The sequence below is a fragment of the Mesorhizobium sp. B2-3-10 genome (genome assembly GCF_006442275.1).
Classification (GTDB): domain Bacteria; phylum Pseudomonadota; class Alphaproteobacteria; order Rhizobiales; family Rhizobiaceae; genus Mesorhizobium; species Mesorhizobium australicum.
The window spans coordinates 266,604-282,372 of sequence record NZ_VFVT01000004.1; the positions used below are offsets into that span (position 1 = coordinate 266,604).

Here is a 15,769-nt window from a genome sequence, read left to right on the forward strand (position 1 = left end):
TCAGATAGCACATTCCACTGCTTGGAGGTGCAGTCGATGGTGCTTGAATTTGACTTGCGCATGCTTTCCGATGATAGGGTCGCGCAATGCGAATTGCCTTCTACGCGCCGCTGAAGTCACCCAATCATTCCGTTGCCTCCGGCGACCGCCAGATGGCACGCACGCTGGTCAAGGCGCTGGAGCATGGAGGACACAGCGTCGAACTGGCATCCGAATTGCGCTTCTATCTACGCGAACCGGAGCCGGAACGTTTCGATGCGCTCAAGATAGAGGCCAAAGAGGAAGCCGCGCGGCTGACGCGGCTTTGGGATCGTGATGGCAAGCCCGATCTATGGTTCTGCTATCATCCTTATTACAAGGCGCCCGACCTGATCGGGCCCGGGCTGGCGTCGACCTTTGCTGTCCCATATGTGACAGCCGAAGCTTCCTATTCGAGGCGCCGCAATGCCGGTTTGTGGGCTGATACACAAGCGCTGGTCGTCCAAGCGGTCCAACAGGCGGCGCTGAACATCTGCTTCACGCAAAGAGATCGTCAGGGACTGGCAGATGCGATACCTGAGGTCGCGGTTGATATGCTGTCACCCTTCATCGACACATCGGTCTTCCATAAACTGCCGGCACGAGGTTGCCCGACGCGCCTCGTTGCTGTTGCCATGATGCGCCAGGGCGACAAAGTCGAAAGCTATCGCATGCTGGCGCAAGCGCTGGGTCAGATTGGCCATTTGCCCTGGACGATGTCGGTCGTCGGCGACGGGCCTGCCCGTGACGAGGTCAAGGCGCAATTCGCCGGCTTCGCCGCCGAGCGTATCGAATGGCTCGGCGCGATCGATCCAGCCGCCGTGCCGGATGTCCTCTATGGGGGAGGAATTTACGTCTGGCCGGGTTACGGGGAGGCCTATGGCGTTGCCTATCTTGAAGCACAAGCCGCCGGTCTTCCGGTGGTGGCTCAGGACATCGCCGGCGTGCCGGAAGTCGTGCGAGACGGCCAGACCGGGTTTCTCACCCCGCCGCGAGATGTGGCCGCCTTCGCTTCTGCCATTGAAAGGCTTCTGGCCCGTAAAGACGAGAGAACCATCATGGCTGCAGAAGCCAGACGTTTCATCCTTGAAGAACGTTCCCTCGGCATTGCAGCGGCGCGCCTGGTCGAACTTCTTTCGAAGGTCTCGGTTTCATGACATCCTGCGATCGAGTCTGGCAGCCCTTGGTGGAAGAATTGGCGGGCCGGCAACGGGCCGGTCGCAAGGCAGAGTTCTGGCTGCGCGACGATGATGCCGTGGATCCGACGCCGGCGCTTGATCGGCTGCTCGACCTCACGGGTGAGTTCACCGTTCCGGTCACTCTGGCCGTCATTCCGGCCCTTACGGATGAGAAGCTTGCTGCCCGGCTAGACGAGGCGCCGCATGCCACAGTGGCCATGCATGGCTGGGTGCATCGAAATCATGCTCCCGAGGGTCACAAAAAGCAGGAGCTCGGCGCCCATCGGCCAGGCGAGGCCGTTCTTGAAGAACTGGCTGGCGGGCTGTCGCACCTAACGGGCCTGCACGGCGCGCGAACCGTCCCGATGCTCGTGCCCCCCTGGAACAGGATCGACGCCGGCCTGGTATCCGACCTTGGATCGATAGGATTTGCGGCATTGTCGGTCTTCGGGCCCCCGGACCCGGCTTCACTGGCGGTCATCAACTGCAATGTCGACATCATGGATTGGCATGGCACGCGCGGCTGCCGCGACCACGGTCTATTGATCCAGGCAATCGTCGCGCGCTTGCAGGATGCATTCGACGACGAACCGGTCGGCCTGCTCACTCATCATCTCGTACACGATGAATCGGCCTGGCTTTTCCTTGAACGGCTGTTCACGGTCACTGCACAGATTGACTCCTGCGTATGGCTTCCAATCAGGACATTGATCGGGCGCTGCGCAGGTAAGGGAAGATAGCTCGCTCACCGCTTTTTGGGCAAGGAGACTGGAAATTCGAGGGTCTGCCCATCCCGCGCCGCAAATGCGCCGGTAAACCTGTCTTTGGCCAGTTTCTCGATCTCATCCAGTTCCTCGTCGGTGCGTGTCGCATCGTGATGAAACAGCGCAAGCCCTCGCGCACCGGCGGCGCCACAGAGTTTGATCCCCTGTTGCCATGTCGAGTGCCCGTTACCGCGGCGGCGTTCCATTTCCTCATCGGTGTAGGTGCAATCGTAGATGACGAGGTCGGCATCTTGGATCAGGCCGAGCACTGCGGGATCGAGTTTGTCGGGCTCGTGCTCAGTGTCGGTGATCACCGACACCACACGGCCACCCCATTCGACCCGGTAGCCGATGCAGCCGCCTGGGTGAACAAGACTGCCCGTCCGGACCACCACCCCTTCGCGGGGCCGAAGCGCGTCTCCGGCCACGAAGTCGCGGCAGTCGAGGCTTGCCTTGCAGGCCTCCAGCTTCACCGGAAACCAAGGCGGCCGGATGAATGCATCGACCATCTGCCGGGTCGTCATGCGCCCGGCAAGGTGCCCGGACCAAAGCGTAACCGTGACGCTCCGGTCGTAGATCGGCGCAAAGAATGGCAGCCCGATGATATGATCGTAGTGGCAATGCGTGAAAAGTAGGTCGAAATCGGTCACGCCCAACGTCCGAAGCGCCCCGCCGGCAGGCCGCAGGCCAGAGCCCGCGTCGAACAGAAGCGTATGCTTACCACAGCGCATCTCAATGCAGCTTGTGTTGCCGCCATAGCGAGAGAATTCTGGCCCCGATACCGGGATGCTGCCGCGCACTCCCCAAAACCTGACCAGGAAAACGTCGTCGTCCATGGTAGCCCCTTCGCAGTCCCGTCGCTCATCGTAGCCAAACAACTGCCGCTAGAGCACCAGGAAAAGTGTGAACCGTTTTCCGCCCGAAATTTGCCGATGTCCTCCAGTGACCTTCTCAGCCTGAGGCTTGCGCTATAATGACGGGGAGCGTCGACCGCATCTCATTGGCTATTTGGCACTTCGTGCATCGATCAGATCGGCGGTGGTGTGGCTTAGGCGATCGGCAAGGACCCGCAATATCTCGATGGTCATTTCCGGGGACTCCTTCATGAGTCTCAGGAAATGATCCTTGCGGATTCTCAAGGCTTCCAGCTGACTTGCCGCTCTGACGGTGGCTGTGCGCGAGCTGTTGCACAGTATGGCGATCTCGCCAACAATCGAATTTGGCGCCATTTCGGCTACTTTTAACGGCCCTCTGTCGGAATCGACCAGAATATCTGCCTTGCCTGAAAGGATGACATAGGCGGCATCTCCCTCGTCGCCCTGCCGGAAAAGGATCTGGCCCGCGCCGTAGCTCACGCGATCGGAGGTGAACGCAAGCAGTTTGAGCTTTGTCAACTCAATGCCAGAAAACAAGGGAACGCGTTGCAGCATTCCAACTTCATCCTTGAGCAGCATTGTCGCAAACCTCAAAATTCGCGTTTGCCAGATTAGAGCAACGCGCGCCCAGATGGAATTGGTTCCGTATCCGGGACGTCGCTCTACGACACCAGTTCCTTGAAGACGCCGCCGCCTGCCAAAAGTGTCTCGTGTGTTCCGTCTTCCACCAATTCACCCGAGTCGAACACGATGACGCGATCGAACATCATCGCCATGGACGGATTCGTCACCACCCAGACAATTGCCGGCGAATGGTCGTCGCGTCTGGCTTCCTCGAGAACGTTCCGCAACACCTTATCTTGCATGCGTTGATCGAGCGCCGACAGCGGCCGGTTGAGAATGAGAAAATCGGGACGCTTGAGCAGCGCTCGGGCAACGTCGAGCTTCTGTCGCTGTCCACCGGTCAGCCGCCTGCCGCCGGCGCCGACGTTGAAATCCAGGCCGACATTGAGAAGCTCGCCATAAAGCCCCAGCTCGTCAAGAAGGTCATAGAGGATGGAGCGTATGCGGTCCGGCGCGTCGGGGTGATTGTTGCCCAGACGCCCGAACAGCACATTATCCATGACAGTAGCGGCGGCAATGTATTTGCCCGGATCGTACCGTTCGATCGCGTCATGCAGCTCGGTCGGCAGGTTTTCATAGAACCGGTTGCGGGCAGTGACGATCTTGCTCATCAGCTCATCGCTCAAAAGGCCGAAGCGGTGCCGGGGCTCGATGTAGGCAAAGCTCAAGCTAACGATCATGGCGCGGTCGGTCTCCGAAACCGCCTCGTAGGGACGGTTCTTGAGCCGTTGCAGCAAGGTTTCGTAGGCCGGTATCTCCTCGGCGCTCATGAAGGCGAGCTGCTGGAAAAACTGGTGATCGGCTGGCAGGTCGGCAAACAGCTCGATCGCCTGTTCGGCGATCTCCATGCCCATTTCGTAGAGCGTGCGGTCGAGACCGGCTTCATTGAGCACAGAAGCAAAATAGGGGTTGGCAGCCAGCGCCCTATCCGCCAGTTCAGGGCCGGCCGCAGCGCCGAAGAGCAGGTTCTGGCCGATTGTCGCTTCCTTGTTGTAGGCGCCCGGTTCGAAAGGAACCACCAGTCCGCTCAGCCCTTCCTGTTCAAGCCGGGTTCGCAACGCCGCACGCAGTTCGACGATGCGCTTGGCAAGTTCCGTGTGACGCTTGAGGTCGGCCGAAGAGCGCAAGCCAAGGTCCAGAATGTCGCGCGACAGAACAACCGCGTCGAGCACCCGGCGCACGGCTTCAAAGAGGTCGTGCGGGCCGGTGGCGCCGGCGGAAGCATAGTTGATCCAGTCGCTACGGATATCAAGATCCGGATTGCCAGACCGGCGCGCCTCTTCGATGTTCCAGCGGTGTTGGTCTGCCGCTGCACCGTCGTAAGTCACCGGTGTCAGCGGCGCATGTTTCAACCCGTAGAGCAAGTTATCGCGGAGGCTTGCCTGGAACAGGAAAACATCCGACGAGGCATACGACATGCGCCGTCCGGTCACCGCTTCGGGGAGTTCAAGCAGGTCGTCGGTGCCCGAAACGATCCTTCCGCTGTCGGGCCAGTTCAGCCGCGCAAAGGCTTCTGCAAGCGCTTCGGCTCCGCCTGTTGCAGTGCTGACCAGCGCCACCGTCTCACCCGGCTTGACCTGGAGGGAGACACGGTTGAGAAGGATCGCACCGCCATCGTCTGCTATGGACAGACCGATTGCCGACAGGGGGGCGGTCATCGGATCGGGATCGTCGATCGCCAACGCCCCGATTGTAGGCGCAATGAGACCCTCCACAGTGAACTGTTCAACCACCTGCTGATATTTGACCTGGACATCCTGCCGATCCTGATCCCAGTCGATCAGTTCCTTCATCGGTCCGGGCAGGTCCTTGTAGGCGCCGATCACGGCCACGAGCTGGCCGACGTCCAGCCGACCCTCAATGGCTAGGTAACCGCCGATCATGTAGAACAGAAAGGGCGTGAGCTGCGCGAGAAAATTGTTGAGGAACTTTACCATGAATTTCCATTGGTAAAGATCGAAGCGGATCTTGAATATGAGCCCGAGCCGGGCAGCTATGTCGGCGCGCTCGTAGTTTGATGTATCGTGGACGTGAACCGCGCCGATACCGTCGACAATTTCGCCAACCCGGCCCGAAAGTGCACGCGCCGTCAATTGCCGTTGGCGCCCGAGCACGAGCAGCCGCCGCCGCATTCGCGGGATGAGCACGATCTGGATCGTCACGATCACGACCGCTATCAGTCCGAGCCAGACGTTCTGGACCATGATGAAGAGCATGGCGGTCAGCGCCTGACCGCCGAGCAGTACCGGCTGCAGAAAGGCGTCGCCGATAAAGCCGCCCAGCGGCTCCACCTCGTCCTTCACCATGGTCGCCACTTCGGCCGATTTCACCCGCTTGAAATAAATCGGCGGAAACCGCAGCACACGATCGACCAGATCGAAACGGATACGCCGCAGCATGCGTTCGCCCAGACGGCCCTTGTAGGTGTTGATGTAGAGTTTAAATAGGCCGTTGATGACGACCAGCAGGAGGAACACAAGGCTCAGGGCAAACAGCGTCGCCTTGCGGCCGAGCTGAAAACCGGAGAAGAACAGGACCTCGCCAATGAACGGCAGGCTATAATGCAGCCTCATGAATGGCTGGGTCGCGCCCACTTGGTCGAAGCCTTTACCTTGAATCGGGCCGTTGACGATCAGCTTCGGCAGGTCGAAGGACATGAAATAAGGGACCATCGAAAGCACGACGATCATCAATATCCAAAGCTGCTGCTTTTTCGTGTGGGTCCAGATATAGCGGGCTAGGCTGGGTTCCATATGCGACCGTGGACCCTTTAGTTGGAAGGATGCGGGACGAAGAAGCGGCTACCGGCGCATGGCGTGTCGGCAATTTCTGCGTCGCCAATGACAAGCTCGAAGATGCAGTGCACGAACGACGCCGATGGTCCCGACAGATGCAGCCGGCTCTCTCCGGCACCGGGCAATGGCGAAGCGGCTAACAGCATAATCAAATCCGCGGATCAAAACGGCCTTGCGGGGGGCAAGATTGCGTTGTGTCGCCCGAAATCCCACCATACAAGACGAATATGATGGATGTCACGCAACCACGCAATGCCGGCATGGACTGGCGCGAGCAAGCCTTGGACCTCACGCGCGGAATTGGGGCCTATGTCGACCGACCTCTCGTGGCAGGGCTGGCGCGCGTCATCGCCCAGCATCCGAACGCCGATATGGGCAACGCGTTCAACCACAAACAGGTCGCCTGCAAGATGTGGGCGCTCGATCGGCTGTTCGACAGCTGCGGCGGGCGCTTCGGGCGCATATGGGTTCTGGGTGGTTGGTATGGCGTGTTGTCGGCGATGCTTTTCAACGATGTCCGCTTCGACATTGCGGCGGTCGACAGCATTGACATCGATCCCGAAGTCGCGCCCGTCGCCCTGACGCTAAACCGGGACGCCGGCGACCGGTTCCGGGCCATGACGGCAGATATGTACGCACTCGACTATGCGGCCGGGCGTCCCGACCTGACCGTCAATACGAGCTGCGAACACATAGCCGATCTGCGCGCCTGGCTTGCGCTGCTTCCGCAGGGCACGAATGTTCTGCTGCAATCGAATGATTATTTCAGCGAGCCGACGCACGTCAACTGCGTGGCTTCGCTGGCAGCCTTCGAAGCAATGGCGGCACTGCGGGAGGTGCGCTTCTCCGGCGAGCTGCCGACCAAAAATTATACGCGCTTCATGCTGATTGGAACTGTCTAGCTTTTCGCCCAAAATTGCGTAGCGGTTTGGGGCATTAATACACGTCCTTGAAGCGCCTTGCACGAAGCTCACCAGAAGCGACACGCGTTAGAGCAAATTCCAGGAACATGTGAACGGCTCGCCGTTCGGACTTGCGGCAGAACAAGGAGGTAGAGCGGTTCAGAGGGTTTCCGCGAAACGATGAACCGCGTTAGGATCCATCGTCTGTTGATCATGAGCTTTTCTTGAAATCAGCCCCTCTGTTTAGGGACCATGTTCGATGCCGGTCGCGCAGGATTTGCGCCGAGTGACGGGCGCCGTCCAGATTGAGGCGATGCGCGGATGGTCTAGGTGCCACAAGCGCAGCTTCGATCGCTTTCGCCAAACCTTCAGGCGTTAGGTCCCTTTCCATAACAACCGTCGCAAGACCGAGTTCTTCAAGCAGCAGGGCGCGAACCGTTTGTTCTGTTTCACCGCCTGCTGCAAATGGGACGAGCAGGGAGCGACAACCCGCGCGCAGGACATCGCAGACCGTGTTGTAACCCGCCTGCGAGACGGACAGGCGGGCAGCTGTCAGCAGGCTCGCGAAATCCTCGCGGAACCGGAAGATGGACAGGCCCGGCGTGACGTCGTGTGCGATCGCGTCAAACTGGTCTTTCGGCAGGTTTGGGCCGGTGATCAAACACCATTTCCAACCGTTCTTGGCATTCCGCGCCGCTGCGATGGTGGAGCTTACAAGGCTGCTTCCGGCAGCTCCGCCGCCAACTGACACCAGAACGTCGAAGCGCTCGGAGGCCGGGGGCGAGGGCGGCGCGGCAACGAGCCCCGTGTAGGTGACCTCGGCCTTGATCGCCCCGGCCAGTGGAAATGTCTTGTCGACGGTTGCAAAAGCCGGGTCGCCGTGGACCATAACAAGGTCGAAGTGCGTATTGACGAGATCAACCGTTTCCTCATTTCGGCCCGGCTTCACGCGCTCCTGAAGGATGTCACGGATGGACGTCGCCAGCAGCGGTTTGGGCGACGTCGCGTTGATCGCCTCGATCAGCGGCAAGAGTTCGAATCGCATCTGCCGGCGTCCAAATGGAAACGCCTCGACAATCACGACATCAGGCCTGCAATCCCGGAATGCTTGGAGCAGCATCTCTGAACGGCGATTCTTGAAATCATCGTCGACGGGTATGCCCTGCAGATCGACAAGTCCGGAAAATGTTTCATCACCGGAGGTGACAGGTGGCAGGGTTACAGATTTTACCCCCGGTCCCGGAAACCCTGCGACCGGCGCTCCGCCGGTCACGATCGTTACGTCAAACCCGTCATCGACCAGAGCCGCCGCGACGCGGCTGGTGCGAGCGAGATGTCCGATACCGAGCAGGTGCTGGACATAGAGGAAGGCACGGAGCTGCTTCAATCGATGGCCCGCCACTCGCGCTCGAACAATTCCTTGAGTTGTCCAATGCTCGCCGTATGATCGAAATTGCCGCGCACGTGCCGCTCTGCGGCGTCGCCTAGGCGGGCGCGCAGGACGGGATCCCGGATCAGGCGCTCCAGCGCCTGTGCCAGGGCGATTGGGCTGTTTGTCGGTACCAGCAGCCCGGTTTCATCGGGCGATATAAGCTCCGGCACACCAGAAACATCGGTGGACACGCATGCGAGCCGCTGGCTAGCTGCCTCGACAAGAACATTTGGCAAGCCGTCCCGGTCCCCATTCGCGGTGATCCTGCAGGCCAGGGCGAAGATGTCGGCGCAGCGGTAGTGCTCAAGCACCTGCTCCTGCGCAAGCGCCCCTTTCCAGGCGACGCGATCATCCAGGCCGAGTTTTTGCGCCAGCGCCTTGAGCCGTTCCAGTTCTTCGCCGTCGCCGATATGCTCGAAACGCCAGGCCAAATCGCCAGGCAAGAGGGCAAGGGCCTCCAGCAAGGTATCGTAACCTTTCTTTTCGACGGCCCGTCCGACACTCAGAACGACAACCGCTCCGCCGCGCTCCGAGCCGTCATACTGTTGTCGCGCGTCGCCAAAACTTCCGAAGCGATCAAGGTCGAGCCCATGATAGCTCAGATGCACAGACGAGTTGCCTTTGGCGAGTTTTTTCAGACGATCGAAGCCGGTTTTCGTGCAGGTGACTGTCCAGCGGGCCGAGGAAAGTTTGCCAGCCAAATCCCAGTCCGCCGAAGTCCAGATGTCCTTGGCATGGGCTGAGCAGCTCCAGGGCAGGCTACGAAGCTGGCTGGCGTAGCGCGTCACCGATGCCGGCGTGTGCACGAAATGCGCATGCAACCATCCCGCTTCTTCCGGCCATTCGGCCGCCAGCACGAGCGCTTGCCCGAAGCGGCGTGCGCGATTGCGCGTAAAGTCGCGGGAGATATCGGCTACCAGCGAACCGAGCGCGCGCCAGAAGCTCGGCCGCGGCAAATAGGCACAAAGCGAGCGAAGCACGCGTAGCGGCTCATCATGCAGATATTCCGGCAGGTAGTGGACCGGCGCTTTGATCTCGTCATGGACGGGGTGCCGTTTTGCGTCGGTGGGCCGCCTGAGTGCGACGAGTATCAAATCGAACCCCGCGCGTTCCAGACCGAGCAGTTCCTGTGCGATAAAAGTTTCCGACAGCCGCGGATAGCCCTTCAGGACCACGACGATCTTGCGACGTTGCAAGTCAGTTGGTTCCTTCAACGACCGAAAGGTGATGGCCGGCCCGCCGGTCGAGCAATTCCGCGACAATCTCGGAAATGTGAGGCAGCCCTTCTAGCGTCAGATGCGGATTACTCTGTGAGGGGCGGGGCCGATCCGGCAGCGCCACGAGTGCATCGGCGAATCGCTGGGAGTCCTTGGCTTCGTGCGGCAAAAGCAGCTCGATGAGGCCGAGTTCGGCTGCGCGCCGAGCGCGAATTAGTTGTTCCTGACGTGGCTCGATGCGCGGCACGATTAGCGCCGGCTTGTCGAAAGACAATATCTCGCAATAGGTGTTGTAACCACCCATGGCCACCACCGCCTTGGCGCCGGCAATCAGGTCTTCCATGCGGTTGTCGAACTCGATCATCTTGATGTAGGGGATCTTGGCCCCCTTTTTGAGCAGCTTGTTGCGCTTGCGGGCCGGCATGTAAGGCCCAAGCACGATCAGCGCCCTGTGCTGCAGTTGCGGATCCTGCTGATAGACATCGATGACGTCGTGAATCAATTCGGCACCGTCGCCGCCGCCGCCGGTGGTGACCAGGATATAATCGCCCTCGGGCCGGTGGCCGGGCAACTCGTTCCGCTGCAAGCTTCGTTGCAGGAAACCGACGAAACTCATCTTTGCCCTGACAGCCGGCGGCACATCCAGGCCGGTCAGCGGATCGTAGAAATCCGGCGGCCCGTAGACCCAGACCTTGTCGTAGAACAGGCCAATCTTGCGCATCACATCCCTGCGCGCCCACTCTGCCTCGAGCAGGTGCGGCGCATCCATCACCTCGCGCAGGCCAAGCACCAGCGTGGTGCCACGCGTCTTGAGGTAGGACAGAGTATCCTCAATCTCACCGCGCAGGCCGAGCGGTTCCTTGTCGACAATGAAGATATCCGGCCGGAAGGTCTCGGCGGTGTGGCGGATGATCGACTGGCGCATCCTCAGCGTCTCATGCAGATCAATATCCTTTTCCAGCGAGGTGTATTCGCCGTTGCGCAACTTGATGACGCTGGGGATCTTCACGAAGTCGACACGGGCTCTGTAGTCGAAGGCGCCAGCGATAGTCGCACCCGAAATGATAAGCACCTGAAGTCCGCGGAAATCCTCCACCAGCGAATGCGCGATGGTCCGGCAGCGCTGCAAGTGGCCAAGCCCGAACGTGTCGTGGCTGTACATGAGAATTCGAGCGTTTTCTGTGTGCTGGGTCATTGTTGAACGTCTCTTAGAATTCTCGACTTGAGGGACCGTGAGCGACGCGCCGCTTCGAAACCATCGTGGCTGTGAAAAATGAGGTCGCCATTCTCAAATGTATCGCTTCTGTGGAACGCCTGTCAGACAGGCCTCCCGATTGTCTGACTTCGAAACTTGCCGGGTAGGGAATGTCGCCTTGCGGAGCGGGCCGAGACTCCCTGTTGAAGTTTGAGGAGGGATCGAAGGGGGCGTGGTATCCAAAAGATCGGCAGAAATCATCCCTCTTGATTCCAATAAGTTTCGGTGTCTCCAAACTCGATTGGATCGGAACGGTGAAGGCGAATTCCGCAATCCTGCCCGTATAGCCGATTGATTGGTCGCCAGGCGTCGCACGGCCGAAATCTGTTGTGGAACTCACTTCGTGCGCCATTGCCCTTGGTCTGGGGGGACCAAAGGTGCTGCCCATCAACCTCTTGAGGGGCGGTCTGATTGTGATTCACCGACCAGAACTGAGTCATCTGCCGCCCAAGCTAGCCGGAATTTCAGCAAGAATCGAGTGGATGCCATCGCTGGCAACACACCGCCCGCAGGTGGGGTGTGCAAGACCTGTGCTTGTCGATCGCCAAGGCCCCCATTTATCTCGCAATGTTCCACCAAGACCAACCCAATTGACCATGCCGCCGAGATGGCTCGCGACCATTTGGTGGCCGTTCATTGGCCACAATGTCCGTTTTTCCCAGATGCGCCAATGCCACCGGAGCGCCTCACCAAGCTTGACCCCGAATCTGCTCGCCCCGGCGTCTACAAGTGCAACGAATGGCCTGCCATTCCCTATCAGGGTCGGAACGGTGTTTGAGCGAGATCGGCCCGCACAAATGGATGCTGGGTTGGCACCTCAATGCCTCTCCCAAGAAAGCCGTGTCCGCGCCCCAGCTACTCGGCGTCATCTATACACGGCATTCGCGACCCGATGTCGGAAAAGGTTAAGCCGTGGCCCGCTTGACGGCGAAGGCAAGATCGTAGAACGAAACCCACATCGGGGCGCGGGGACCGCGATTACCTTTCACCACAGCGCAACGGCCAGCCCGCTTGAAGCGCAAGATGACGCCGAAGGGCGCCGTTGTCGGTCTGGTCGAGCGTGATAGCAAAGCCCGCGTGTTCGCGTCCAGCACGCCACCAAGGCCGTTGTGCGCGGTATCCTGCTGCGCATGCCAACCGTAAATCGACGCTCTACACCGACCAATCGCTGCACAGCATGACCGGCCAGAGGGGTTCTAACCCTGTTTTCTTTGGGTTCCAATGCAAACGGCGGTGATTTTCCCCAATCACCGCCGTTGATGCACCCAAGCCACAGGGAAGGACGGGCTAGGCACATGAGAATGCGCAAATTAGACCTGCCGGCGAGTCCGTCAAGACGTCCGTGGCGTTACGCATGAAAATACCCAATGGGTGGAACATTCGAAGTCAAATTTCACTGACCCGATAACGACGACCCAGACCGCCGCGGACGGGCTCCAAACGGTCGCTGCCCCGCCCTCTCCAGCATGCACATCCGGCTCAGACTTCTGCCCTTGGTGTTAGGGGCGCGCTAGGATAGCATATCTGCGGATTGGGGTATGCGATGCCAGAAGTCTCGATACGCCGAGCGGACTTCATGATGGTCCTCGCTTATGCATCGGACCTCGCGACAGGCCATTCCCGCGACTTCGCCCTGAAATCCTGCGTGCTTGCGATGCGGATCGCCGAGCTTGCCGGCCTTTCGGAGCAGATCCGGCGCAATGCGTATCACCAGTCGATGCTGCGCTATGTCGGCTGCAATGCCGACACGGACCTTCTGTCGGCCACCTTCGGCGATGAAATTGCGTTGCGCCAGGATCTCGTCGGTCTCGACATGGGCAACCGCGCGGAACTAGGCAGGGTCTTCGTACAGGCCTTCAAGCGGCTTTACTATGATCTCGACCCCGATGCGCAGGCCAAGGCGATCGAGGCCGCGATGTCGCAGGCTCTCGCCGTGGCCCGCCCGGTACTCACCGCCCATTGCGAGGTTGCGCAGCGGATCGGCGTGCGCCTCGGCCTGTCCGACGAGATCCGGCGCAATCTTGGACAAATCTACGAACGCTGGGATGGCAAGGGCCTACCGCGTGGGCTGAGCGGCGAAGACGTCTTGCCCGCCGTGCGCCTGATTACTTTGGCGCAGGATGCTATTGCGCTCAGCGACGCGGCCGGCATCGACGCGATGGCCGAGACCATCGCCAGTCGTGGCGATGGTGCCTACGAGGCGGAGCTGGCCCGGCTCGTCGCCGCCAACGCCGCCGTGCTGATGGAGGGCATCGGCGCGACGGTCGACCGCGAGACGATCCTGGCGCTGGAGCCCGACCCGCCGGTGACGCTGGACGAGGCGGCTTGCGACGAGGCTTTCCTTGCCGTTGCCGACATGATCGACATGCGCATGCCGTTCACACAAGGTCATTCGCGGATGGTGGCGGAACTGGCCGAGGGTGGAGCACGACGCCTCGGGCTGCCCGAGCCCGATGTCCGCGCACTGCGCTGGTCTGGATGCATCCATGACATCGGCGAACTGGTGGTGCCGGTGGCAACCTGGATGCGGAACGGGCCGCTATCCGTCCGCGAGCGGGACGCCGCACAGTTGCACGCCTATTACGGCGAGCGGGCGCTGGCCTCGTTCGGTCCTCAGGGCGATGCTATTGCTGGGCTCGTGCTTCGCCATCACGAGCGCCTGGACGGCTCGGGCTATCACCGCAAAGTTGGCGGCTCCGACCTCTCTCCGGCGGCGAGGACCCTGGCCGCCGCCGAAGCGTACCAAACTTCGCGGGAGGAGCGCCCACACCGCAAGGCGTTGTCCAGCGAGGCGGCGGCGGCGCAGCTGCGTACCTCTGTTCGAGAGGGCTGTATCTGCCCCGACGCCGCCGAGGCTGTACTGTCCTTCGCCGGACAGCCGTCGCGACGCCCGGCCCCGCGCTCGCTGGCCGGCATGACGCCGCGCGAGATCGAGGTGCTGCGTCTGATCGCCGCCGGCCTGACCGCGAAGGAGGCCGCGCGCAAGCTGCTTATCTCACCCAAGACCGCGGATAACCATATCCAGAGCGTCTATTCCAAGATCGGCGTGGCTACCCGTGCGGCCGCGGCGCTCTACGCGGTCGAGCACGGGCTGGTCAGGCCAGGCGAAACGCAGCCATAGGGAATACACCCCATGTGCGCCCCCTGCGGCGCGCGCATCCTAATCCTGTCGACGGACCAATGGTGGCCGCGACCGACAGGAGGAAATTCAATGCTTCTTGCAACGACGAAGGTGGCGGACGTCGACCGCTTCATCCACATCTTTTCCACCAAGGGCGCCGACAAGCGCCGACTGCACGGCTCGAACGGCGCAACCGTGTTCCGCGACCCAAGCGAGGCCGACCGCATCTGGGCCATCTTCGACTGGGACGCCGAGGGTTGGAAGAATTTCGTGTCGGATCCGGAGGTTCCCGCGATCCTGCAGGAAGCCGGCCATGTCGGCAAGCCGCAGGCGGCACTGCTGCTGGGCCACTACGAGGCCTGACCTTCGCGCTACGCGCCGTCGGCCATGCACGGCGGCGCGCCCGACGAAGACCCGGAGATGAACCCTACAATATCGGAGAGATTAGATGAACCAGAATCCTATTAAGATCGGCCTCATCGCCGAACTCACCGGCCCCTTGTCCATCATGGGCATCGCCAATGCCAATCTCACCACCATGCTTGTCGACGACATCAACGCCAAAGGCGGCCTCCTCGGCCGGCCGGTGAAGCTCATCATAGAGGATGGCGAGACCACCGACAGCGCGGCCAAGGCAAGCGCCGCCAAACTTGTGGATGTCGACAAGGTCGACTTGGTCGTTGGCGGCATCTACAGCTCGACCCGCCTCGCCATCAAGAGCGAGGCGGTCACCCGGGGCAAAACGCTCTACATCTACACCGAGCAGTATGAGGGACAAGAAAACGATCCCTTGATCTTCTGCACGGGCCCGGTGCCGGCGCAGCAGGTGGAACCGCTGATTCCATGGCTGATGAAGAGCACCGGGGCAAAGAGGTTCTATTTGCCGTCGGCCGATTATATCTGGCCCCACATTCTAAATAAGGCGGCAAGCCGGGTCGTGCGCGCCAATGGCGGCGAGATCGTCGGCGAGGAGTATTTCCCGCTCGATACCGTCGATTTCCGACGGACGGTGCAGCAGATCATGGTCAGCGGTGCCGATGTCGTGTTCAACACCATTGTTCCGCCGGGGCTGACGCCGTTCCTAGATGAGTTGCATAAAGCTGGATTCGGCAAGCGCGGCGGCAGGATCGTCTGTACCTATTTTGACGAGAACTTTCTCAACCTCGTCCCGTCCGAGCAGATCGAGGGCCTCTACAGCTGCCTCGACTACTATCAGGAACTCGACGATCCATATGGCCGCGCGCTTTTGAACCGCTACACAGCGCGTTTCCCCGGCAGCGCCATGTTGACTGCAGGCAGCGGCTGCACCGGCCATTACCGGGCGATCAAGATGTGGGAAGCAGCAGTGAAGGAATCCGGCACCCTCGAGCAGGGCGCCGTCATCGCGGCGCTCAATCATGCTCGGATCAGCGAGGGACCAGGTGGACCGGCCGAAATGGTTCCCGGTCAGCACCATGTTCGCATGAACATGTACATTGCGCAGGCGGAGCGCGGTCGATTCCGGGTCGTCAGGAAGCTGGGCCCGATCGATCCGAACGAGCGCGTGCTGACGGAAGAATTGCAACTGAGCTTGAGGTGAACTGCGCAG

General features: G+C 60.6%; 12 protein-coding genes. 6 read left to right on the top strand and 6 right to left on the bottom strand.

Features of this window, described 5'->3' with window-relative positions; genetic code table 11:
* Positions 1-86 precede the first annotated feature (86 nt).
* Both FJ943_RS13965 and FJ943_RS13970 read left to right on the top strand, forming a co-directional pair.
* On the top strand, positions 87-1,175 hold the full coding sequence (locus FJ943_RS13965; RefSeq protein WP_140722184.1) for a glycosyltransferase family 4 protein: 1,089 nt from the start codon (positions 87-89) through the stop codon (positions 1,173-1,175).
* Entirely contained in the window at positions 1,172-1,936 is a 765-nt protein-coding gene (locus tag FJ943_RS13970) for a polysaccharide deacetylase family protein (RefSeq protein WP_140619051.1), read from the top strand. The genes FJ943_RS13965 and FJ943_RS13970 overlap by 4 nt, the downstream gene beginning before the upstream one ends.
* Before the next feature lie 5 nt (positions 1,937-1,941).
* On the opposite strand, the gene FJ943_RS13975 is transcribed toward FJ943_RS13970, so the two are convergent.
* From FJ943_RS13975 to FJ943_RS13985, 3 genes are all read right to left on the bottom strand, one after another.
* Positions 1,942-2,796 (bottom strand): MBL fold metallo-hydrolase, encoded by an 855-nt coding sequence (locus tag FJ943_RS13975; RefSeq protein WP_140722187.1) that lies wholly within the window; start codon positions 2,794-2,796, stop codon positions 1,942-1,944.
* A gap of 168 nt (positions 2,797-2,964) precedes the next feature.
* Entirely contained in the window at positions 2,965-3,414 is a 450-nt protein-coding gene (locus FJ943_RS13980) for a cyclic nucleotide-binding domain-containing protein (protein ID WP_140661343.1), read from the bottom strand.
* 83 nt (positions 3,415-3,497) lie between these two features.
* Positions 3,498-6,212: an ABC transporter ATP-binding protein gene (locus FJ943_RS13985; RefSeq protein WP_140722190.1), complete on the bottom strand. Its 2,715-nt coding sequence runs from the start codon at positions 6,210-6,212 to the stop codon at positions 3,498-3,500.
* Positions 6,213-6,484: 272 nt separating this feature from the next.
* On the opposite strand from FJ943_RS13985, the gene FJ943_RS13990 reads away from it, so the two are divergent.
* Entirely contained in the window at positions 6,485-7,156 is a 672-nt protein-coding gene (locus FJ943_RS13990) for a class I SAM-dependent methyltransferase (RefSeq protein WP_140619282.1), read from the top strand.
* A gap of 211 nt (positions 7,157-7,367) precedes the next feature.
* Here FJ943_RS13990 and FJ943_RS13995 read toward each other — a convergent pair whose 3' ends face one another.
* From FJ943_RS13995 to FJ943_RS14005, 3 genes are read right to left on the bottom strand one after another with little or no spacing between them, the layout of a single operon-like run.
* Entirely contained in the window at positions 7,368-8,543 is a 1,176-nt protein-coding gene (locus FJ943_RS13995; protein WP_140722193.1) for a glycosyltransferase family protein, read from the bottom strand.
* A complete protein-coding gene (locus FJ943_RS14000) occupies positions 8,540-9,784 on the bottom strand; it encodes a glycosyltransferase family 4 protein (protein ID WP_140619062.1) in 1,245 nt (414 codons plus the stop codon). Before FJ943_RS14000 ends, FJ943_RS13995 begins: the two co-directional genes overlap by 4 nt.
* Before the next feature lies 1 nt (position 9,785).
* On the bottom strand, positions 9,786-11,000 hold the full coding sequence (locus FJ943_RS14005) for a glycosyltransferase family protein (protein ID WP_140619064.1): 1,215 nt from the start codon (positions 10,998-11,000) through the stop codon (positions 9,786-9,788).
* A 1,714-nt stretch (positions 11,001-12,714) separates the two neighbouring features.
* On the opposite strand from FJ943_RS14005, the gene FJ943_RS14010 reads away from it, so the two are divergent.
* The 3 genes from FJ943_RS14010 (at position 12,715) to FJ943_RS14020 (ending at position 15,760) form a co-directional block, all read left to right on the top strand.
* Positions 12,715-14,181 (top strand): HD domain-containing phosphohydrolase, encoded by a 1,467-nt coding sequence (locus FJ943_RS14010; protein ID WP_224720321.1) that lies wholly within the window; start codon positions 12,715-12,717, stop codon positions 14,179-14,181.
* A gap of 90 nt (positions 14,182-14,271) precedes the next feature.
* Positions 14,272-14,544 carry a hypothetical protein gene (locus tag FJ943_RS14015; RefSeq protein WP_140619068.1) on the top strand — a complete coding sequence of 91 codons (273 nt, stop codon included), beginning with the start codon at positions 14,272-14,274 and terminating at the stop codon, positions 14,542-14,544.
* Between the two features lie 85 nt (positions 14,545-14,629).
* Positions 14,630-15,760, top strand: a complete 1,131-nt coding sequence (locus FJ943_RS14020; protein WP_140722230.1) for a substrate-binding protein — start codon at positions 14,630-14,632, stop codon at positions 15,758-15,760.
* Positions 15,761-15,769: the final 9 nt, after the last annotated feature.